Origin of the sequence: Serratia sp. K-E0102 (assembly GCF_029962625.1) — a bacterium.
GTDB lineage: Bacteria > Pseudomonadota > Gammaproteobacteria > Enterobacterales > Enterobacteriaceae > Serratia > Serratia sarumanii.
The window spans coordinates 2,016,122-2,038,097 of record NZ_CP124754.1 but is presented as its reverse complement, the minus strand read 5'-3'; the positions used below and the strand labels follow the sequence as shown (position 1 = coordinate 2,038,097).

General features: G+C 62.3%; 19 protein-coding genes. 10 read left to right on the top strand and 9 right to left on the bottom strand.

The window, feature by feature from the left end; genetic code table 11:
- Window positions 1–198 precede the first annotated feature (198 nt).
- The 6 genes from SSARUM2_RS09780 (at window position 199) to SSARUM2_RS09755 (ending at window position 7,129) form a co-directional block, all read left to right on the top strand.
- Window positions 199–732, top strand: a complete 534-nt coding sequence (locus tag SSARUM2_RS09780; RefSeq protein ID WP_015377562.1) for a fimbrial protein — start codon at window positions 199–201, stop codon at window positions 730–732.
- Between the two features lie 89 nt (window positions 733–821).
- Entirely contained in the window at window positions 822–1,544 is a 723-nt protein-coding gene (locus SSARUM2_RS09775; RefSeq protein ID WP_060452980.1) for a molecular chaperone, read from the top strand.
- Window positions 1,545–1,564: 20 nt separating this feature from the next.
- Window positions 1,565–4,099, top strand: a complete 2,535-nt coding sequence (locus SSARUM2_RS09770) for a fimbria/pilus outer membrane usher protein (RefSeq protein WP_060452857.1) — start codon at window positions 1,565–1,567, stop codon at window positions 4,097–4,099.
- A 29-nt stretch (window positions 4,100–4,128) separates the two neighbouring features.
- A complete protein-coding gene (locus tag SSARUM2_RS09765) occupies window positions 4,129–5,469 on the top strand; it encodes a fimbrial protein (RefSeq protein ID WP_033638147.1) in 1,341 nt (446 codons plus the stop codon).
- Window positions 5,466–6,218, top strand: a complete 753-nt coding sequence (locus tag SSARUM2_RS09760) for a molecular chaperone (protein WP_229700388.1) — start codon at window positions 5,466–5,468, stop codon at window positions 6,216–6,218. The genes SSARUM2_RS09765 and SSARUM2_RS09760 overlap by 4 nt, the downstream gene beginning before the upstream one ends.
- Window positions 6,219–6,262: 44 nt before the next feature.
- Entirely contained in the window at window positions 6,263–7,129 is an 867-nt protein-coding gene (locus SSARUM2_RS09755; protein ID WP_033638145.1) for a hypothetical protein, read from the top strand.
- 5 nt (window positions 7,130–7,134) lie between these two features.
- Here SSARUM2_RS09755 and SSARUM2_RS09750 read toward each other — a convergent pair whose 3' ends face one another.
- The 7 genes from SSARUM2_RS09750 to ebgR form a co-directional block, all read right to left on the bottom strand.
- A complete protein-coding gene (locus tag SSARUM2_RS09750) occupies window positions 7,135–7,728 on the bottom strand; it encodes an ATP-dependent Clp protease proteolytic subunit (RefSeq protein WP_033638144.1) in 594 nt (197 codons plus the stop codon).
- 43 nt (window positions 7,729–7,771) lie between these two features.
- Entirely contained in the window at window positions 7,772–8,101 is a 330-nt protein-coding gene (locus tag SSARUM2_RS09745) for an SRPBCC domain-containing protein (protein WP_033646406.1), read from the bottom strand.
- The gene (locus SSARUM2_RS09740; protein ID WP_033646407.1) at window positions 8,098–8,412 is read right to left on the bottom strand and encodes a metalloregulator ArsR/SmtB family transcription factor; all 315 of its coding nucleotides are present in this window, start codon (window positions 8,410–8,412) and stop codon (window positions 8,098–8,100) included. The genes SSARUM2_RS09745 and SSARUM2_RS09740 overlap by 4 nt, the downstream gene beginning before the upstream one ends.
- Window positions 8,413–8,514: 102 nt before the next feature.
- Window positions 8,515–10,017 (bottom strand): amino acid permease, encoded by a 1,503-nt coding sequence (locus SSARUM2_RS09735; RefSeq protein WP_060452856.1) that lies wholly within the window; start codon window positions 10,015–10,017, stop codon window positions 8,515–8,517.
- A gap of 58 nt (window positions 10,018–10,075) precedes the next feature.
- The gene (locus SSARUM2_RS09730) at window positions 10,076–10,528 is read right to left on the bottom strand and encodes a beta-galactosidase subunit beta (RefSeq protein ID WP_033646409.1); all 453 of its coding nucleotides are present in this window, start codon (window positions 10,526–10,528) and stop codon (window positions 10,076–10,078) included.
- Window positions 10,525–13,614, bottom strand: a complete 3,090-nt coding sequence (gene ebgA / locus SSARUM2_RS09725) for a beta-galactosidase subunit alpha (protein WP_060452855.1) — start codon at window positions 13,612–13,614, stop codon at window positions 10,525–10,527. Before ebgA ends, SSARUM2_RS09730 begins: the two co-directional genes overlap by 4 nt.
- A gap of 166 nt (window positions 13,615–13,780) precedes the next feature.
- Complete coding sequence (ebgR, locus tag SSARUM2_RS09720; protein ID WP_033646411.1) at window positions 13,781–14,761, bottom strand: transcriptional regulator EbgR; 981 nt, start codon at window positions 14,759–14,761, stop codon at window positions 13,781–13,783.
- Between the two features lie 331 nt (window positions 14,762–15,092).
- On the opposite strand from ebgR, the gene ygjJ reads away from it, so the two are divergent.
- A complete protein-coding gene (gene ygjJ, locus SSARUM2_RS09715; protein WP_041034699.1) occupies window positions 15,093–16,163 on the top strand; it encodes a protein YgjJ in 1,071 nt (356 codons plus the stop codon).
- A gap of 17 nt (window positions 16,164–16,180) precedes the next feature.
- Window positions 16,181–18,556: an alpha-glucosidase gene (ygjK, locus tag SSARUM2_RS09710; protein ID WP_080437565.1), complete on the top strand. Its 2,376-nt coding sequence runs from the start codon at window positions 16,181–16,183 to the stop codon at window positions 18,554–18,556.
- Between the two features lie 43 nt (window positions 18,557–18,599).
- On the opposite strand, the gene SSARUM2_RS09705 is transcribed toward ygjK, so the two are convergent.
- The gene (locus tag SSARUM2_RS09705; protein WP_033638134.1) at window positions 18,600–19,025 is read right to left on the bottom strand and encodes a universal stress protein; all 426 of its coding nucleotides are present in this window, start codon (window positions 19,023–19,025) and stop codon (window positions 18,600–18,602) included.
- A gap of 147 nt (window positions 19,026–19,172) precedes the next feature.
- Window positions 19,173–19,691, bottom strand: coding sequence for a hypothetical protein (locus tag SSARUM2_RS09700; protein WP_060452854.1), 519 nt, complete (start codon window positions 19,689–19,691; stop codon window positions 19,173–19,175).
- A gap of 236 nt (window positions 19,692–19,927) precedes the next feature.
- Here SSARUM2_RS09700 and metQ point away from each other — a divergent pair, with 236 nt between their 5' ends.
- Both metQ and SSARUM2_RS09690 read left to right on the top strand, forming a co-directional pair.
- Complete coding sequence (gene metQ, locus SSARUM2_RS09695; protein WP_033638132.1) at window positions 19,928–20,743, top strand: methionine ABC transporter substrate-binding lipoprotein MetQ; 816 nt, start codon at window positions 19,928–19,930, stop codon at window positions 20,741–20,743.
- A gap of 185 nt (window positions 20,744–20,928) precedes the next feature.
- Window positions 20,929–21,963 (top strand): TAXI family TRAP transporter solute-binding subunit, encoded by a 1,035-nt coding sequence (locus tag SSARUM2_RS09690; protein ID WP_060452853.1) that lies wholly within the window; start codon window positions 20,929–20,931, stop codon window positions 21,961–21,963.
- Window positions 21,964–21,976: the final 13 nt, after the last annotated feature.

Below are 21,976 nucleotides of genomic sequence, written 5' to 3'. Positions count from 1 at the left end.
TGTAACAACGGGCACCATAACCTTATTGCCTTATTCAAAACATCTATAGGGAAAATTCTTAGTTTGTTAGGATGAAAATCCATGTTTGCCGACGCGTTTAAAAAACAATTGCGCAACATGATTAATCAACAACCGCACGTCAGTAATTTATTACTGTCAGGAAAGCTTTTATCTAAAGTAAATTAAAGGGCATTTCACATGAATGTTAAATTAGTCGCATTATCCATGCTGGCTCTCTCCGGCGCCTGTGCGGCCGCTTCGTCCAATACGGTGCAATTTAAAGGCGAAGTCAGCACGCAAACCTGCTCGGTGAATATTAACGGTAACCAATCCAACCCGGTCGTTCTGCTGCCGACCGTCGCCGCCAGCAAACTCGCCACCAAAGGCGCCACCGCCGGCGACACCACCTTCACCGTCAACGTGACCGGCTGTGCGGCGGCAACCAGCGATACGGCGATCAAAACCGTGCTGGCGGGCAACAACCCGACCACCAACGGCAACCTGGGCAACGCGGGCGATGCGGCCAAGGTGTCCATTCAACTGCTGGACAGCGACGCCACTACGCCGCTGTCGTTCGCCAGCGGTTCGACCGTCACCACGTCGGCGATGACGCTGGCGAAAGACGCCACCTCCACCTCGCAGAATCTGGTGGCCCGCTACTACGCGGAAGACACCGGCGTGGCGGCCGGTTCGGTGATCGCCACCGCACAGTTCGCCATTAGCTACAAATAAGCCGGCGTCAGGCGCCATACCTGTTGATGCCAGCGCCGCCCTTCGCCGGGCGGCGCTGAATAACTCGCTCCCTTTATCGGTTCATGTTTATGCCGCAGATAACCCGCTCCGCCCGCCGATGGGCCGCCCTGTCGCTTTGCCTGATGAGTTTTGCCGCTACCCACGCCTCGGCCAGCGTGACGCTGCTCGGCAACCGCGTGATCTACCCCGCCGAGGCGCGGGAAAAAACGCTGCAGTTCACCAACGACGACGGCACCCCGGCGCTGATGCAGATCTGGCTCGACATCAATAACCCCAAATCCACGCCGGAAAACGCCGATGCGCCCTTTGTCGCCTCGCCGCAGATCTTCCGCATGAATCCGCACAGCGGGCAGATGGTGCGGCTGTCGTTCGTCGGCCAGCCGCTGCCGCGCGATCGCGAATCGCTGTTCTATCTCAACTTCCTGCAGGTGCCCGCCGTGCGCCAGACGGACAGCGACAAGAACAAACTGCTGCTGGTGGTCACCAATCGGCTGAAGGTGTTCTATCGCCCCGCCGGGCTGGCCGGCGACGCCAACCACGTCATCGATCGGCTCAGCCTGCGCCAGGCCGGCAACGCGCTGCACGTCGACAACCCGACCGGCTACTACGCCAACGTCAGCCAGGCCGCGATCCTGAGCGGCGCGAAGCGCATCGCCATCCCGCAGGCGGATCTGATCCCGCCGTTTTCACAGGCCAGTTGGCCGGTGAATGGGGAGGTGCGGCAGGTCGCACTGCGCGTCATCAATGACTATGGGGTGGAAATCTCACGCACCCTGAACGTCGCGCGCTGAAACCAGACAGGGAGGTATTCATGTTCGATGCTCGCAAGGCGGCGCCGCTGCCCGCACGCTGGTGTTGCGCGCTGCTGGCGCTGCCGCTGGGCTGCGCCGCCGCCGACGGCTATACCTTCGATCCCGCGCTGCTGCGCGGCAGCGTGCTGAGCAACAGCGCCCTGAGCCAGTTCAACCAACAGGACGCCGTCGCTCCCGGCAGTTATCAGATCGATCTGTACCTCAATGGCCAGTTTCTCGAACGCGATCAAATTCGCTTCGTACGTGCAGGCAAGCAGGTGCTACCCTGTTTCGATCGGCCGCAGCTGACGCGCTTCGGGTTGAAAAATCCGCCGACGGCCGCCGAAGCGGAATGCCTGCTGCCCGGCCGGGATCTGAAGGACATCACGGTGAACGCCGATATCTCGCGGCTGCGGCTGGATCTGAGCATTCCGCAGGCGCTGTTGAACGGCCGGCCGCGCGGCAGCGTCAATCCCGCCAGCCTGGACAGCGGCGAATCGATGGCCTTCGTCAATTACAACCTCAACCAGTACCACGTCAGTTACCGACAGGGGCAAACCCGCGATCTCGACTCGACCTACGCCAACCTGAACGGCGGCTTCAACCTCGGGCTATGGCGCTACCGCCAGCAGTCCAGCTACCGCTACGATCGGGAGTTCGGCGGCCATCTGGACACCAGCCGCCGCTACGTACAGCGCGCGATCTTGCCCTGGCGCAGCGAAATGCTGTTGGGCGAAGGCTTTACCGACGGGCACTTCTTCTCCGGCCTGGGCTTTCGCGGCATTCAGCTCAGTTCGGACGACCGCATGCTGCCGGATTCGCAGCGCGGCTATGCGCCGGTGGTGCGCGGCGTGGCGAAAAGCAACGCGCGCGTGACGGTGCTGCAGGGCAATAGCACGCTGTATGAAACCACCGTCGCGCCGGGGCCGTTCGCCATCAACGATCTGTACGCCACCAACTACGCCGGCGATCTCACCGTGGTGGTGACGGAAGCCGACGGCAGCGTCAACACCTTCACCGTGCCGTTCGCCGCGGTGCCGGAATCCATCCGCCCCGGCCAGTCGCGCTACTCGGCGATCGTCGGCCGTTCCCGCTACGTCGGCGACAACGATCTGTTCAGCGAAGTGACCTGGCAGCACGGCCTGACCAACGCCCTGACCTTCAACCTCGGCAACCAGCTGGCGGACGGCTATCAGGCGATGATGCTGGGCGGCGTGTACAGCAGCTGGCTGGGCGCCTTCGGCATGGATACCACCTATTCCCACGCCAGCCTGCCGGACGGCGGCGCCGCCGGCTGGATGCTGCACCTCTCTTACAGCCGAACCTTCAGCCCGACGGACACCACCTTGTCCATCGCCGGCTACCGCTATTCCACCGAAGGCTTTCGCGATCTCAGCGACGTGCTCGGCGTGCGCCGCGCCGCCACTACCGGCCAAAACTGGCAGTCCGACTCCTACCGCCAGCGGTCGCGTTTCGAGGTCGCTGTCAATCAGGGAATGGGCGCGTTCGGCAGCCTGACGATGTCCGGCTCGACTCAGGACTACCGCGATCAGCGCGGCCGCGACAATCAGCTCCAGCTGGGCTGGGGAAAAACCTTCGGCAACGGCGTGGCGCTTAACCTCTCCGTCACCCGCACCCGCAGCCTGGGCTACAGCAACGGCGACTACCGCGGCTACGGGCCGCTGGATAACGTCTACAGCGCGCCGCTGGCGCAGAGCGCGCAGACCGTCACCGCCCTGTCGCTGAGCTTCCCGCTCGGGCGTTCGTCATCCGCCCCCAGCGTCTCGCTGTTGGCCAACCACAGCCAGGGCCAGGGCGGCAACTATCAGGCCGCGCTGTCGGGCAGCGTCGGCGACGAACAGCCGGTCAGCTACGGCCTGAACTTCACCACCGATGACGATCGCCAACAAAGCATCTGGGGCGGCAACCTGCAAACCCGTCTGCCTTACGCCAACGTCACCGGCTCGTTCTCCACCGCGCGCCAGTACCGACAAGGCTCCCTGTCGCTGCAGGGGGCAGTGGTGGCGCACCGCGGCGGCGTGACATTAGGGCCGTATGTCGGCGACACCTTCGCCCTGATCGAGGCGCCCGGCGCCAGCGGCGCACGGGTGATGGACGGCCAGGGCGCGCGCGTCGATCGCTTTGGCTACGCGCTGGCGCCGTCGCTGGTGCCCTATCACTACAACACCGTCGCGCTGAACCCCGAGGGCATGAACGACAAAGCGGAGCTGGAAGACGGCCAACGGCGCGTCGCCCCGTACGCCGGTGCCACGGTGCGCCTGCGCTTCAACACCGTGCGCGGCCAGGCGCTATTGATCACCGCGCAGCGGCCCGACAACGCGCCGATCCCGATGGGCGCCAACGTCCTCGACGCCGCGGGCAACAGCGTGGGCATGGTCGGCCAGGCCAATCAGGTGTATCTGCGCAGCGACCGGAATGCCGGAGCGCTGACGCTGAACTGGGGCGACGCGCCCGGCCAACAGTGCACGCTGCATTACCGCCTGCCCGCCGGGGAAGACGGCCCGATTCAACGGCTCAGCGCCCCGTGCCGCTAGCCCGTTCACACTGATTCTCAGGAGAGACGATGAAACGCATTTCTTACCCGATCGCCGCCCTTGCTCTGCTCGCCCTGTCGCTGTGCGGCGCGCCCGCCGCGCTGGCGCAATGCACCCGGGTCGCCCCCTGGATCGATTCCGGTTGCGATCCCTGCGGGGTGGGCACGGCGCTGGGCCGGGTTAACCTGACCAGCACTTACCTGCAGCCCGTCGGCACGCCGCTGGGCACCAGCGTGTTCGATCTCACCTCCGGCACGCGCTATCCCGATCCCAACAAAGTGTTGTATGAGTGCGACGCCGGCGATGCGGGGCAAATCTATGAAGTCTTCGCCACCAACGGCGACGATCGCGTCGGCGGCTATTACGATCTGGGCGCCCAAGACGGTAACCCCAACTACTACGCCACCTACTTCCCCTACGTCGGCATCCGCCTGACCCATCTGGATTCCGGCAAGGTTTTTACCCGCTACTGGCAGTCGGCGCCGATTACCCGCTACGCCACCGTCGGCAGCAAAATTCAGATCCGGGTGAAAGACTTCAGCGCCATCCGCGCCGATCTGATCCGCATCAGCTCGCTGCCGGGCGCGGGCGCCAGCAACTACTGCGGCTACAGCGCCGGCAACCCGCTGGTGGGCATGGCCTCGACCACCGGCAATTCGAACTATACCTGCACGCAGCCGAACGGCTATGTCACCTTTCAGGGGCCCGGCATCGCCTCGGATCCTATCGGCAGCGACTCCGCCACCAACTACGCCACCTGGGGCACCGGGCGCTGGAACGCAATGGGCATGGGCACCGCACCAATCTCCTCATTGACCTATACCGCCACCTGCGTGGCGCGCAACGTCACGCCGCTGGTGATCCTGCCGACCATATCCGTCAGCCAGTTGACCGCCGGGCAAACCTCACAGGCGCAGTTCACCATCAATATCGAATGCGACAATGCCGCCGTGTCCGGCGTCAGCAGCAACAATACCGCCCTCGGCCTGCAGGTGCCGTATGAAAGCTACGTTGCGGCGCAGCAGCTCGGGCTGGTCAGCGCCAACGGCGGCGTGAGCTACCTGCTCTCCAGCGGCTACGGCACCGACAGCAGCGTCGCCACCGGCGTGGGCATCGCGCTCGCCAACGCCGGCAACGGCGCGCCGATGAACTTCGTCGGCTGGGCGCGCTGCAGCGCCGGGCAATGCCCGCAGGGCAACGACGCCGGCTGGTATCCGGTGCTCAACGGCGCCAGCGGCGGCGGCAGCACCGCGGCGGGGTTCACCCACTACACCACCCAGCTCACCGCCACGCTCGCCCGGCTGCCCGGGCAAACGGTCACCGCCGGCAAAGTGGACGCCAGGGCCTACGTCTGGGTTAAGGTGCAATGATGAGAAAGAAATATCTGACGATGGGATGCGCCCTGCTGCTGGCGCTGGCGGCCATGGGCGCGCAGGCGGGCATCATCGCCTCCGCCACCCGGGTGATTTTCCGCGAGGGCGACACGGAAAAAACCCTGATGTTGCTCAACACCAACGGCTATCCGATCGTGGCGCAAACCTGGGTCGATAACGGCGACGTCAACGCCGCCCCCGAACTGTCGCGCGCGCCGTTTGTCACCCTGCCCAGCGTATTCGCCCTGCCGCCTTCGGCGCTGAAAGGGCTGCGGATCCTGTTTGCCGGCGCGAACCTGCCCACCGACCGGGAGTCGGTGTTCTGGCTTAATCTGTATGAGATCCCGCCCAGCCAGCCGACCAGGCCGCCGCTGACGTCGCGCGTGACGCTGGCGATGAACACGCAGATGAAAATCTTCTACCGCCCCAAAGCGCTAAAGGGAAACGCCGAAAACGCGGCCGAGACCGTCTCGTTCTCGCTGCAAAAATCGCCGGGCGGCTATCTGCTGCGCTGTCACAACCGGTCGGCGTTTTATCTCTCCTTCGCCCGCATCGCCGTGCAAACCGGCAGGCGCGATTACCCGGTGCGGCAAGAAAGCGACATGATGACCGCACCGTTCGGCATGCGGGATTATCACCTCGACGGCGTTGCGGCGCCGACGCTCCCTTCTCAGATCACCGTTCAGGCCACCTTCATCAACGACCAGGGCCAGCAGATCGTCAAGTCATACACAGCAACCCCATAACGATAAAAAGCAGTACATTTTTTAAGTACAGGAAATAGGGAAAAATGAGTCTAAGCAGATTCCAGCTACAGTTTCACCTGGAGAAACAGGCCAACAACATCAGGCAGTCACCGGCATTTCATACCGCCATCGTCAAACACGGGGAATTATTGAAGGAGACCTACAAGAAGCATCCGCTGTTTTACAAAATCATCTTCAGGAACAGCCGGTTCATCATTTGTTCCACCATCCTGTCCATTTACTACCACCAGCCTGCCGCCGGGCTGAAAGACATCAAAGCCTTTTTTAAAGGGAAGAACATCATCAGCGAGAACTCCCTGGACTCCTTTCTGTTCTTTTTGCGGGTCGGCCGCCGGCTGGAGGTCAAACCCTGTGAACATGACAAGCGCCAACTGCGCTATAAGCCTACGCCGCACGCGCTGGCGGAAACCCAGGCGCTGATCGCCTCGATGGCGCGGCCCTACCAGGCGCTGGCGCCACAGATGCCTATCGCGGCGCTGCTGGCTGCGCCCGACTTTCTGCCCACCTTTTTCGCCGCCTACGGGCAGCTGATGCTCAAGGAGATTTACCTGATCGATCTGGTGCCGCAATCCGGGCTGTTTATCAGCAAGGACGCCGGCCACATGGTGCTGCTGATGCTGCATATCGAAAGCATCCGGCAGGACTCCCCCTTTCTGCTGCTCTCCTCGGCGAAAATCGCCAAGTCGTGCTCCGTCTCACGCGCGCACGTGAATCGCATTCTGCAGGCGGCGGAAAAATCCGGCCTGTTGACCACCACCAATAACGTGGTGATCGAACTCAACAGTTCGTTCTTTATCATGGCGGAGCGCTATTTCAGCCTCTATTTCGCGATGGTCGAATTCGGGCTTGAACGGGTTTGGCACACGCCGCAGGCCGCCGAGCCCCGCTGAGCCGTTTACCTTTCCCGCAGCACCCGATCGATCAACCCCCAGGCCGCCGCTTCGTCGGCGGTCATAAAGCGATCGCGATCCAACACCCGCTCCACCTCTTCGTAGCTGAGGCCGCAATGTTTGGCGTACAGCCGGATCACCGTGTCTTTGGTGCGTTTCATCTCTTCGGCATGAATCAAGATGTCGGAGGCCTGCCCCTGAAAGCCGCCCAGCGGCTGGTGCACGTGCAGGCTGGCGTTGGGCAGCGCCATGCGGTGGCCCGGCTCTCCGGCCATCAGCAGGAACGAGCCCATCGAGCGCGCGGTGCCCATGCACAGCGTATGCACCGGCGCGCGGATATACTGCATGGTGTCGTAAATCGCCAGCCCGCTGGTGATCACCCCGCCCGGCGAGTTGATGTACAGGTGGATCGGTTTCTCCGGGTTTTCCGCTTCCAGAAACAGCAGTTGGGCGCACAGCATTTCGGCCACGTCGTCGTTGACTTCGCCATTGAGGAAAACGATCCGGTCGCGCAGCAGGCGCGAATAAATATCAAAGGAACGTTCTCCCCGGCTGGTCTGTTCCACCACCATCGGGACGAGCATCATCTTCTCACGCATCGGTGAACTCCTGGGTTGGCAAAAGGGAAATGAATTTAACGCGTCAGGCGGCGAGCATCATCGTCACCGAACCGTCATTGGCGGCGTCGAGCTGGTGGATAATCCGCAGCAGGCTGCCGCCAGCGGCGTCCGGCACTATCTGCAGCGTCACCACGCTTTCAAGGAACGGCGGCCGGTCGTCACGCAGACGATAGCTCACCGCTTCGCCCGGCGTGGCGGCCAGCGGTTCGGCCTGCGCCAAATCCCCCGGAGGCAGCCACTGCTCGCGCAGCTCGGGAATGCTGAGCGCTCGCCACACTTTTTCCGGCGGTGCATCGAGCGAATACTCCAATATCAGCCGATCGCGCGGCGGCTGCTCAGCCTGTTTGTTCATTGATCCATATCCTTCAGCAAGGTTTGCAACGCGTCGATGCGCGCCGGCCACCAGGCGCGGTACTTCGCCAGCCAATCGGCGATCTGCGCCAGCCCTTCCGGGTCGACCTGGTAATTGACGAAGCGCCCCTGCTTCGTCTCGCGCACCAGCCCGGCATTGCGCAGCACCGCCAGGTGTTGCGACATCGCGGACTGGCTGATGGGCAGCCCTTCGCGCAGCGCGCTGGCGTTCATGCTGCCGACGGCGAGCTTGTCGAAGATGGTGCGGCGAGTCGGATCGGCCAGCGCCTTGAAGATGTCATTTTCGTTCATACAAATACATTAGTATTCACTTATGTATTATGCAAGCGCCAGGGCAGGATTTTTGCGCAAAGCGAGACTCCGCGCCGGGGCACGGAGCCGATAGAGGAGAAATTACAGCGGTTTATTGCAAACGGGCGTGGTCAGCGCGGATTGCCCGGCCTGCGCCCCTTCCTGCGCTTCGAGCGCGAGGCGCGCCAACGGCATGTCTTCGTGGTAGCGCGCCTCGGCGCTCAGGCTTTTCGCGTAGCGGTTGTACTTCCACCAGGCGTAGCCGAGGAACACCACCAGCCCGCCGACGTTATAGAACACGATGGTCATGATGCTGGCGCCGGTCGGGAACGTCGAGGCGAAGAAGCCGACGGTGAAGATGGCGATCAGCACGCTGACGATGGCGATGCCCTGCAGGCGCGAGCCCATTTTGAAATCGCGCGCCACCCGGTCGTACTTCAGCCGCAGATTCAGGTAGGCCAACATGATGAACAGCGGCGGCAGCATCGAGGCGGCGGCGGTCATGTTGATCAGCGTGTTCATCAAATCCTGCACGCTGCTGGAACCCAGCGTTGGGATCAGCATCAGCGGGATGACGATGAAGAACTGGATCCAGGCGGCGCGCGTCGGCACGCCGTGCCGATTCAAACGAATGGTTTTCTCGCCGAAAATGCCCTTCGGGATCTCGGTGAAGAAAATCTTCACCGGCGCCGCCGTCCACATCAGCAGCGAGCCGAACATGGCGGTGAAGGAGACGATGCCGACAAAGCGGTTCATCAGCACCGTCGGCAGGCCGAAGTGCGCCGACAGGCCTTCGAACACCTGCACCGTACCGCCGGTGAAATGCAGGTCAGCGCGGTGGACGAACACGTTGATCAGCAGCGAAGACACCGAATACAGCACGCCGATGAACAGCCCGGAAACGATGATCACCTTCACGAAGGCGCGGCTGCCGCCTTTCACATCGTTCACGTACACCGCCACAGACTCCGCCCCGCCCGCCGCCTGGAAGATCCAGGCGGTAATGCCGAGGAACGCCCAGTTGAAGTTCGGCGTCATCGCCTGCACGTTGATCGGGTCGGCCGGTTCGATGCCGCCCAGCACCGCCGCGCCCGCCAGAACGATGTAGGAAAACGTCAGCATCAGCATCAGCGACGAGGTCACCGAGGTCATCGGCCCCAGCAGTTTTGCGCCGCTGTTGGAAATGCAGGTCGAGAAGGCGAACAGGAAGATGCTGATGATCGCCGTGGTCAGCGGGGTAAACACGTAGTCATAGCCCAGGAACGCGTAAGAAGCGTAGGCGATGACGCGCGGCAGCAGCGCGGTGAAGAAGAACAGGTTCACGAACCAATAGGTGTAGGCGGTGATAAACGCCCAGCGCCCGCCGAGCGCGCTTTTCACCCAGGCATAAACGCCGGCCTCGGAGTTGCGGTTGAGCGAGACGAACTCGGCGATGATCAGGCAAAAGGGAATGAAGTAAATGATGGTCGCCACCAGGAACACCGGCGACGAGGCGACCCCGAGCTGAATATTGTTGTTAATCACGTTGTTGAAACTGAATACTGCCGCAAACGTCATCGACAGCAGGCCAAACTTGCCGATGGTGTTTCTGTTCGACGCAGCCATAGAGATTCTCCGAATGGTGTAGGGGACTTCGGTTTGTTGTTATCGATCGGCGAGCGCGCTATTTGTTAACAAAATAGCTGTCTTCCACCGTCACTTTTAAAATGACTTTTTTTACCTTGCCGCTTTCTGTGAAGCGGTGAGCCTGGTGGTTTTCGAAGATCGCCACGTTGCCTTTGCCGACCCGGCGTCTCTCGCCTTCGCCGCTGAAAAACTCGCGGTCGGTTTCGTCCTGATAGGGCGCCACCGTCGTCAGCGCCCGTTTGTCGGCAACCTCGACGGTCTCTTCCCCCTCAAGGTAATAGTGCACGTCGAAGTAGCGGCGGTTACCCTCCAGCCAACCGTGCTGGCGGCCGGCGCCGACGCTCAGCCGATACGTCAGCGAGTCGCCGATCGAATGGCACACGTTCGGGCTGATGCGATCGACATTGGCGATCGCCTCCATGCAGCGCAGCCACTTCTTGCCGCTGTGATAGATGCGCTGGAACTCCGCCAGGGATTCGAGAATGATCATGCGTTTTCCTCCGCAGACTGCGGGTGGTGGTGAGCGGGCGCGAAGTCATAACCGGCGAGCGCGGCGCCCTGCGTTTGCCGCCCGTCGAACGGCACCAGCGTGAAACCGTAGCTGAACGGCGCCAGATAGACCCGGTGGGTATCCAGCACTTCGGAGCCCCAGGAGTTGGAGCCGAGGCCGAGGATCTGGTCGTCCAGGTTCAGCGTCAGGCAGTCGCTAGGTTCCAGCTCGTTGATGTGCTGGGCCTGGTGCAGCATCTCGGCGCTGTAGGGCCACAGGCTGAAGTTGATCGGCCGCCGCGGTTGGATGAAGATCCCCTTGCCCGCCGCGTCCTGCAAACTCAGCCAGCGCACGTCCTGCCGATTGCCGTTGTCCTGCGGGAACGGATAGTGTTCGAACAGCGCGTCGGCGCGCTGCCGGTAGTGGCCGATCAGGTTGGCCCGGCAGCTGTCACGGTAGTTCTCGCCCGGCCCGCGGCCGTAGTATTCCACCTGCTCGAAGCGGCGGCTGATGCCGAAATCGAGGCCGATTTTCGGGATAATCTGGCGGAAATCGCCGTAAGGCTCACCGGCCAGATCCAGGCTGACGTAGCCCTGCGGGGAGATGCGCCAGCGGTAGGTGCAGCGCATGCCGAAGTCGAACACCGGCGGCGCGATCAGGCTATGTACCTCGATCAGCAGATCCTCGCCCTGCCATTGCCGATTGAGGCGGCGGAAGTGCTGCTGCATGATGGGGAAGTGATGCGGCAGCCAAATCCCCTCATATTCCTGTTTATGGTTATCGATCACCGGTTTGAAGAAGGTAATGCGCGGCGCGCGCCCCACCACTTCTTCATCGTCTACCCGCCACGACAGCAGTTCGCCGCTCAGCAGCGAGAACGCCAGCTGGAACCGGCCGCCGCTGACGATCAGCCGATGATTTTCCTCGCGGCATTGCAGCGCCGGCGCATCGGCCGGTGGTGGAGCCGGTCGCCGCGTCGCCGCCCGGCGCAGATGCTGATAATGTCCCAGCCGCTGGCCGCTCTCGCTGTAGCGGGTGGCGCTGTCCTTATGCACCGCCACGTCGATCAGCGTTTCCCCCTGCCCCAGCGCCAACACCGGCAGGTGCATGTCTTCGCTCTCGCCCGGCTGCAGGTGCGGCAGCTTGAATTCGTAACTCGCCACCTGGCGGCCGTCGGTCTTGACGCTGACCTTCAGCGTGATGTCCGCCAGCGAGCTGAACCAATAGCGGTTTTTCACCCGCAGCACGTCGCCTGCGCCTTCCTCCGCCGTCACCTCCACCGGGCACAGCACCTGCTGGTATTCACGCAGGCCGGGGCCGGGGCGCTGGTCCGGGTAGATCAGGCCGTCCATGCAGAAGTTGTAGTTGTTCGGGTAGTCGCCGTAATCGCCGCCGTACTGGTAGCGCTCGCGCCCCTGTTCGTCGTGGCTCAGCAGCCCGTGATCGCACCACTCCCAGATGTAGTGTCCCTGCAAACTGGCGTGGCGGTTGAACACCGACTGGTATTCGAACAGCCCGCCGGGGCCGTTGCCCATCGCGTGGGCGTATTCGCACAGGATGCGCGGTTTGGGGTGCGGGTATTCGCCGAAGGCGTTCATCATCGCCACGCGGGAATACATGGTGCTGATCACGTCGGTCACTTCGGCGTCGCGATCTTCTTCATAGTGGATCAGACGGGTCGGATCGAGCGCCTTGCAGCGCCGGGCCATGGCGCGAATGTTGCAGCCGTAGCCGGACTCGTTGCCCAGCGACCAGATGATGATCGACGGGTGGTTTTTCTGCGCCGCCACGTGGCGCTCGATGCGTTCGACGTAGGCCTGCTCCCAGCGCGGATCGTCGGTGATGCGGCTCAGATCGCCGACGTTGGCGAAGCCGTGGCTCTCCAAATCGGTCTCCGCCATCACAAACAGGCCATAGAGATCGCACAGCTCGTAAAAGCGCGGATCGTTGGGATAATGGGCGGTGCGCACCGAGTTGATGTTGTGCTGCTTCATCAGCACGATATCGCGCTCCACCCGCGCCATATCGACGGCGCGCCCTGTGCGGTGATCGTGATCGTGCCGGTTGACGCCGTGCAGCTTGAGGTAGCGGCCGTTGACGTACATCAGCCCGTCGCGCACCGCAATCTCGCGGAACCCCACCCGCTGCGGCACCACGCCCAGCAGGTTGCCGGCGCCGTCATACAGGCTGAGCAACAGCTGATACAGATAGGGATTTTCCGCATTCCACTGCTGCGGGCAGCTGACCGGCAGTTCGAAACGGCAGTTCAGCGCCCGCTCGATGCGCAGATCGTCGCGCCACTGCTCCGCCACGCAGCGATCGCCGTCGAACAGCTGCGCCTGCAGGCGGCAGCCCTCGGCGGCCTGCACACCGAGATGGCGCAGCTCGGCATCGATCGCCAACTGCGCGTCGCAATAGCGCTCATCGAAGGTGGTGACCAGCGTCAGATCGTGAAGGTGGGTAGCGCTCTGGCCGATCAGATAGACGTCGCGGAAAATGCCGGCCATCCACCACATGTCCTGATCTTCGATGTAGGTGGAGTCGGCCCACTGCATCACCCGCACCGACAGCAGATTCTCGCCCTGCCGCACATAGGGGCTGATGTCGAACTCGGCGCACAGCCGGCTGCCCTTGCTGAAGCCGACATAGTCGCCGTTGACGTACACCTCGAAGTAGGTTTCCACGCCGTCGAATTTGATCAGCACTTGCTGATCCTGCCAGCCGGCGTCGAGCGTAAAGTGGCGTTGATAGGCGCCGGTGGGGTTATTGGTCGGCACGTAAGGCACGTCGATCGGGAACGGGAAGCCCTCATCGGTGTACTGCAGGTGGCCGTGCCCTTCCAGCTGCCACATGCCCGGCACCGCCATATCGCCCCAGTCGTTCATCGGCTCTCGGTAAAACGCCGCCGGCACCTGCGCCGGGTGCTCGAAGAAGCGAAAGCGCCAGCGGCCGCTCAGCAGTTGGAAACGCCGGCTGGCGTTGCGATCGAAGCTCAGCGCCTGCCCGGCGTCCGCGTAGCTGAAGAAGCTCGCGCGCGGCGCCAACCGGTGCTCCGACTGTTTTTCAATGTTTTCCCAATTATTCACGTCACGTCTCCCGACACCTGTGCAATGCGGAAACGATAGTAAATATTTAGTAAAAATTACAGTTGATATTTACCAAATGACGACAGGATCACAATAAATCTCAAAGGCCTTTTTTTATCATGACGTTAATTTTGAGCGCCAACGCCCCCGCCGAGGCGGGGGCCGGTCAGGCGACGGTGGTGTCGCGCAGCTGCAGCGAGCTGGGAACGAAGATCGACAGCGGGACGGCGCGCTCATCGCGCAGCCGCTCCGTCAGCAAGTTGACGGCCTGTGCGCCCATGGTTTCCGAAGGGATGCGCACCGTGGACAAGGCGGGGAAAATAAAGCGGGCGGTGGGAATATCGTTGACGCTGATCAGCGCGATCTGCCCCGGCACCTGAATGCCGTGTTCGTGCAGCGCGCGCAGCACGCCGATCGCGATCGAATCGGTCGCCACCAGCAGCGCCGGCGGATAGCCATTCTGGCTCTGCAACATCGCTTTCGCGCACTGGTAGCCCGACTGGCTGCTGAAATCGCCGTGGTAAATGTCCTGCGCTCGCACCACATTTTGCTGCCGGCCATACTCGACGAATGCCTGCTCGCGCTGGTCGATGCCGGCCGGATGGTCGCGCCCGCCGATAAAGCCGATGCGCTGATAGCCGCGGCCGATGAAGTAGTCGATCACCTTGCGGCTGATCTTGTACAGGTCGACATTGACGCAGTCGAACCGCTCATCCTCCACCACGCCATCGATGAACACCACCGGCGTTTCCTGCTGCCTGAGCTGCTCATACAGCGCGGGCTGTGGCCGGCCGATCACCAGCAGGCCGTCGGCCGCCGGCAGCGCCTTGTCGCCGTTGAAGTCGTAACCGGCGCTCAGCGCCACGCCCAGCTTTTCGCACTGCGTCTCGATGCCGTAGCGCATCGCCAGGTAATAGGGATCGTTGATCTCCACGCCCTGCGTATAGGTGAACAGCGCGGCGAAATGCAGGCGTTGCCCGCTTTGCCGTTTGGAAGGCGCGATCTTGTATTCGAGGCGTTCCGCCGCTTCCAGGATCTTCTGGCGGGTTTGCGCCTTCACGCTCAGGGTGGGGTCGTCATTCAACACGCGCGAAACGGTGGCGACGGACACATTAGCGGCTTCAGCAATTTCCTTCAGTGTGGCCATAGAGTCCCAATGCACAGACGAAAAACGGTAGCTTAATCGGATAGCGATGCGGCGTACAGCGCCGCCCGCCTCCTCTCCTTCCCAGACCGGGCCAGAACACGCTCATGCCAGCCGTTGCCGGGTGCCTGCAGCGAAAGATACCCATTTCGCCCGCTGTGATCAAGTTAACGATTTACTGATTAAAGCATATTTTTTACTAAATATTTTACTAATATACCTGCCGTTTACCGTCCCGCCGGGGCGGTTTTTTCTCCCAGGGAGCCGGGAGCGACCTCGCGTGAGCCGCCGCTCGGCTGACGTTCCGATCCACCCAACACCAGGCCTATGCCCCATGAAATCACTAAGCCATCACGCCCTGTTGCCCTTGTTGCTGCTCGTTAACGCGCCCGCCTGGGCGGCGCAGGAACCGGTGACCCCGGCGGAGCGCAATCAGCTCCCACCGCCGCCGCTACCCGATAGCGCCGCGACCGCCCTGCGTTTTTACGGCGAGCTCGGCATCGGCGGCAGCGTCTATTTGAACGGCGAACATCAGCATCAATACAGCGACGGCACCTATATCGAAGGTGGCCTGGAGATCAAACGAGGCCACTGGTTCGGCCTGATTTACGGCGAAGGCTGGACCGTGCAGGCGGACAGCCAGGGCCACGCCTGGACGCCGGGCCATGGCTGGGGCGGCTTCGAGGGCGGGTTGAACCGCTTTTACGGCGGTTACCGCACCGACGACGGCACCGAGATGATGCTCAGCGTGCGCAACGACTCGTCGCTCGACGACCTGCAATGGTGGGGCGACTTCACGCCGGAATACGGCTACGTGATCCCCAACACCCGCGATCTCAGCTACGCCGCCAAGCTGCAAAACCTGACCGGGCGCTTTCGCTACAGCGTGACGGCGGCGCCGGAAAGCCGCATCGACGAGAGCAAGGCGCTGCTGCACTTCGGCAAATACGATCGCTATTCCGACAAGTATACCTACCGGGCGATGATCAACGGCTACACCCAGTACGACCTGCAGGACAATCTGACGCTGCTGAACGGCCTGGAAGTGACCGACGGCCTGGGGCAGCTGTTTTTGCTGGGGCTGCGCGGCCAACACCTGGCCGGCCGCGTCTGGCACCACACCGGCAAAGGCGACAGCGGCGGCCATCCCGGCAGCGAGTCGGGCCTGATGCTCAGCGCGATGACGGAAACCGCCAAAGGGCTGTATCTCTCCACCGCCTACAGCTACGCCCGCCACCGGTTTGATAATGCGGCGGATACTGCCACCTCATACGCCCAGTTCGGCGTCTGGTATGAATACGCCGGCGGCAAGCTGGCCACCGCGCTGGACAGCAAATTCTTCATGCGCAACGACAGCACCGGCGCCAGCAACTCGGTGTTCCTGATGCAATATTTCTATTGGTAACCGTTGAGGCTCCTACGATGAACATGACTCCCCTGACCCCGCTGGCCACTGCCCTCACCCTCGCGCTGACGCTGACGGGCTGCGCGCCGAAAACGCCCGACGCCCACGCCCCGTTGGCCGAGCGCTATAAAAACGTCATCGACCGCCGCGGCGCGCCGCACTTTATGCTCGATTATGATTTCGACGATCACCAGCGCTTCAATCCGTTCTTCGATCTCGGCGCCTGGCACGGCCACCTGTTGCCGAGCGGGCCGGAAGGCATGGGCGGTTTCCCCGGCCCGGCGCTGCTGACCGAAGAGTACATCAACTTTATGGCCAACAATTTCGATCGGCTCAGCGTCTATCGAGACGGTAAGCCGGTGCATTTCACCATGACGGCCTACAGCCTGCCCGGTGCCCTGGTGCAGCGGCTCAGCGCGCCGGGCGTGACCGTCAACCTGACGCTGCGCTTCGCTGGCGCGCGCACCTCGCTGCTGGAAACCCAAATCCTGACCGACACGCCGCTGGAGCTGGTGTGGGACGGCGAGCTGCTGGAGTGCTACGCGGCCAAAGAGCAAAAACCGCAGCCGCCGGCGACCCTCGAGCAGGCATTTCCTGACTACACGCGCCGCATTGTGCCAACGGCTGACGGCCTGCGTGTCACCTTCGGCAAAGTGCGCGCGCCGTCGCAGCTGATGACCTCCGGCCAGTCCGAGTATCAGATCCACAAATCGCTGCCGCAGCGCACCACGGTCGACGGCCATCGCTTCCGCGCCACGGCGCGCATCGCCGGCTCCACCACCCTGTACACCACCTACTCGCACCTGCTTACCGCCGAAGAAGCGCGGCGCGAACAACGCGCCATCGCCGACATCCTCGCTCACCCGCAGCGCTATATGGCCGCGTCGGCCCAGCGTTGGGAACGCTATCTCGCCACAGGGCTCAGCAACCCGCACGCCACGGCGGAACAAACCCGCGTGGCGGTCAAAGCGATGGAAACGCTGAACGGCAACTGGCGCGGTGCCGCCGGGGCGATGAAGTTCGACTCGGTCACCCCCTCGGTGACCGGACGCTGGTTCTCCGGCAACCAGACCTGGCCGTGGGACACCTGGAAACAGGCCTACGCCATGGCGCACTTCAACCCGGACGTGGCCAAGGACAACATCCGCGCGGTGTTCGCCTTCCAGATCCGGCCGGGTGATGCCCTGCGCCCGTGGGACGCCGGTTTCCTGCCCGATCTTATCGCCTACAACCCAAGCCCGGAGCGCGGCGGCGACGGCGGTAACTGGAACGAGCGCAACACCAAGCCGAGCCTGGCGGCCTGGGCGGTGATGGAGGTGTATCGCGTCACCGGCGATAAGGGCTGGCTGGCGGAGATGTACCCGAAGCTGGTGGCCTACCATGACTGGTGGCTGCGCAACCGTGACCACAACGGCAACGGCGTGCCGGAGTACGGCGCCACCCGCGACAAAGCGCACAATACCCCCGACGGACGCATGTTGTTCACCGTCAAGCGCGGGCAGCGCGAGCAAACGCTGGCCGGCCTCGACAATTACGATCGCATCGTGCGCGAGGGGCAGTACGACAGCATCGAGATCCCGGCGCAGACCGCCGCCTCCTGGGAGTCGGGCCGCGACGACGCGGCGGTATTCGGCTTTATCGATCCGGATCAATTGGCGCGCTACCTGGCGCAGGGCGGCAAACGCGAAGACTGGCAGGTGAAATTCGCCGAAAACCGCGCGCCGGACGGCACGCTGCTCGGCTACTCGCTGCTGCAGGAATCGGTGGATCAGGCCAGCTACATGTACAGCGACAACCGCTATCTGGCGGAGATGGCCGATATTCTCGGCCACGGCGCCGAGGCCGCCGCCTTCCGCGCCAAAGCCGACCGGCTGGCGGCCTACATCAACACCTGCATGTTCGACAAGCACAGCGGTTTCTTCTATGACATCCGCATCGAAAAGCGGCCACTGGCCAACGGCTGCGCCGGCAAACCGCTCGTCGAACGCGGCAAAGGGCCGGAAGGCTGGTCGCCGCTGTTCAACGGCGCCGCCAGCCAGCCGCACGCCGATGCGGTGGTCAGGGTGATGAAAGATCCGCGCGAGTTCAATACCTACGTGCCGCTCGGTACCGCGGCGCTGACCAATCCGGCGTTCGGCGCGGACATCTACTGGCGCGGCCGCGTGTGGGTCGATCAGTTGTATTTCGGCCTCAAGGGCATGGAACGCTACGGCTATCGCGACGATGCGGTGGCGATGGCGCAGGCTTTCTTCCGCCACGCCGACGGCCTGGTCGCCGACGGGCCGATCCGCGAGAACTACAACCCGCTCACCGGCAAGCAACAAGGCGCGCCGAACTTCTCCTGGAGCGCGGCACACCTGTACATGCTGTATAACGACTTCTTCACGCAATAAGCCGCAGCGGCCACCGCCATCGTTGCCCGGCGGTGGCCCGCGTTTATGAGCGGATCGGGATCACCAACACGTCGATATTCAGCTGGTTGATGGCGTTGCGGGTGGAAGAAAACAGGTTGCTCCACAAATCGTGGTGGTGGCCGAACACCAGCAGATCGATATTCTTGTCCACCACTGCCGTGCGCAGTTCGTCAACAAAGCCGCCGCGCCCGATAATCACTTCCGCGATCGGGTAATTGACGTTTTGCGTGGTGGGTTCCAGCTCTTTGCGGATCTTCTCTTCGAACGACGCGCCCTCATAGCTGTGCTCCGAAAAGCCGATCGCCGCATGGTAAGTGTCATAGTGGACGTCCACATAGATCAGCGAGAGTTTGGCCTTCAGCGCCTCCGCTAACAGCGCCCCCTTTTCGACCAATCGTTTGCCGTCATCGCTCAGATCGGTGGCAATGACAATATGGTGGTAACACATAGCGCCTCCTGTCATGGACTCGGTAGAGCCGAGGCTCCGATATCACGTCAGAGTCATATCGTTATGGTTAATTTTAGTTCAGAAACGGCGCGCGCGGCGGGAGAGATAACGGCGGGAAAGCCCCGTTGCTGGGGCGGAAGGGAGAGGTTACTTTTCGCGCTGCGCCTCAAACCAGACGTTGCACAGCGACAGGATCAGCGTGTTGGCGTCTTTCACCAGCACGTTATCGCCGGGCACCCCATCGGTGCCCTGATCGGTGATGCCTTTGATGACGGTATCCGCGTGCTGAATGGCCACGCGCTCGACCGACGGCGTGCTGATGCCCAGCATCGGGAAATCGATGTAGGAACTGCTGCCGGAATTGTCCTCGACGAACTCCTGCGCTTCTACGGTGCTGACGGTGGCGCCTTCGCTTTTCAGCGCCGTGCCGTTCCAGCTGAATGCATCCGCCTTATAGCTGATTTTACCGCCGATCAGGCTCTGCGCCTGCTGTTGATCCCAGCAGCCGGTGGTCTGAGTCGGCACAATTTTACTGACGCGCCAGTTGCCCAGCAGCTGTTTGGGGATCGGCCCGGTATCGCTCTCCGCCGCCCGAATCTGAGTCGCCGAGACGCAGGCCAACACCACCAGCGGCAGCAGCGCCTTGCTCCAAGTGTTCAATCGCATTGTTTTTTCCTTCGTTTCAGTACCCAGTCTGCCCTCGCGGGCCAACGGCTATCATAATAAGCCCGCCGATTCGCCGTCAAAACAATCCGCACCGCGCCAGGCGGCGGCCGCTCATAGCTAATCGCTATGAGTCATAGTGAATCAGTATTTTGTTTTATCCCGACGCTCACCTACAGTCACTGCCACTATTCTGTCCGCCAAAATTAGCAGGCAATGTTGACAAGGACCCTGGGAAAATGACATTTACGCTGAAAAACCTCACCCTGGCGCTGGCCGCCGCCGGCACACTGCTGCTGACCGCCTGTGGCCCGACCGCACAGGACGATCACCACATCAAGGTCGGCATCAGCGCCGGCATCGATCAGTCGCTGTGGGCGGTGGTGCAAAAGGTCGCCAAGCAGAAATACGATCTGGACGTGGAGGTGGTGACTTTCAACGACTACGTGCTGCCGAACGAAGCGCTGAATAACGGCGATCTGGACGTCAACGCCTTCCAGCACAAGCCGTATCTGGACAAGCAGATGCAGGAGCGCGGCTACAAGCTGGCCGCGGTGGGCAACACCTTCGTCTACCCGATCGCCGGCTATTCGAAGAAGATAACCGCACTCAGCCAGCTGCCGGACGGCGCGCAGGTGGCGGTGCCGAACGATCCGACCAATCTGGGACGCTCGCTGCTGCTGTTGCAAAAACAGGGGCTGATCACCCTGAAAGACGGCGTCGGCCTGCTGCCGACCGCGCTGGACATCGTCGGCAACCCGAAAAAGCTGAAGATCGTCGAGATTGAAGCGCCGCAGCTGCCGCGCGCGCTGGACGATCAGAAAGTGACGCTGGCGATCATCAACACCAACTATTCCAGCCAGATCGGCCTGTCGCCGGCCAAGGACGGGCTGTTTGTCGAAGACAAAAACTCGCCGTACGTCAACATCTTCGCCAGCCGCATCGACAACAAAGACAGCGAGAAAGTGAAGGATCTGGTCAAGGCCTATCAGACCGACGAAGTGGCGGCCAGCGCCGCCGACATCTACAAGGGCGACGCCGTCAAAGGCTGGTAACCCTCCCCCGCATGCCCGTGGCGCCCGCCACGGGTTTTTCATTTCCGCCCTCCGCCGCGCCGTTCAATTTTCGCCCACCCAGATCACAAATCAAGCATGGCGCTTTAGGTGAATAAAGCTGCCATGTTGTATACAAGTTTGCGTAAATGTTTTCTATTTGTTTCAAAAAACCGCTGGGGAAAATAATGAAAAATAGAAAAATCAAAGCGTTGCTTGTTACCTGCGCCGTGGTCGGCGCCGCGTTGCTGGCCATCGCCGGTAAAGCGGAGAACGCCGATAAAACCTTCCTCTCCGTCGCCACCGCCTCCACCGGCGGCACCTACTACCCGATGGGCGTCGGGTTGGCCAACGTCTGGAGCAACCGGCTGAAACGCCAGGGGATACAGGTCACCGGCCAATCCTCCGCCGGTTCGATCGAGAATATCGACCTGCTGCAAAAAGACGAGGCGCAGCTGGCGATTTTGCAGAGCCTGATCGCCGTCGAAGCCTATCAGGGCGTGCGCAACTTCGACGGCCGCGCCTACGGCGATCTGCGCTCCATCTCCATGCTGTGGCCCAACGTCGAACACTTCGTAATGCTGGAAAGCCGGGTCAAAGACGGCACGCTGAACGATATCGCCGGCACGCGCTTTTCCGTCGGGCCGCAGGCCAGCGGCACCGAACAGTCGACGATGATCATCCTACAGGGCTTCAACCTGACCAAGAAGTCGCTGTCGGCGGAATACCTCGGCTACGGCGACACGGTTTCCGCGATGCGCGACGGGCGCCTGGACGGCGGCGCCCTGCCCGCCGGGGTGCCGGCCGCCGCCGTCACCGACATGTATGCCAGCGGCGTGCCGGCACGCATCCTGGAAGTCACCGACGAACAGCTGGCCAGCATCAACGCCATCGCCAACTCCTGGTTCCGCTTCGACATCAAGGCGGAGACCTACCCGCGCCAGCCCAAAGCGGTCGCCACCATCGCGCAGCCCAATATTCTGGTGGCCCTCAGCCGGCTCGATGAAAAGCTGGTGTACGACCTGACCAAAACGATGTTCGAGAACCTGCCGGAAGTGCACCAGGTGCACAGCTCGGCCAAATACATCTCGCTGGAGAATGCGCTGAAAGGCGTTTCCGTGCCGCTGCACCTCGGCGCCTATCGCTACTACCGCGAAGCCGGCGTCGAGATACCCGATTATCTGATCCCGCCGGAAGCCGCCGCGCTGGCCGCCAACCCCTAACCCAGGAGGACGT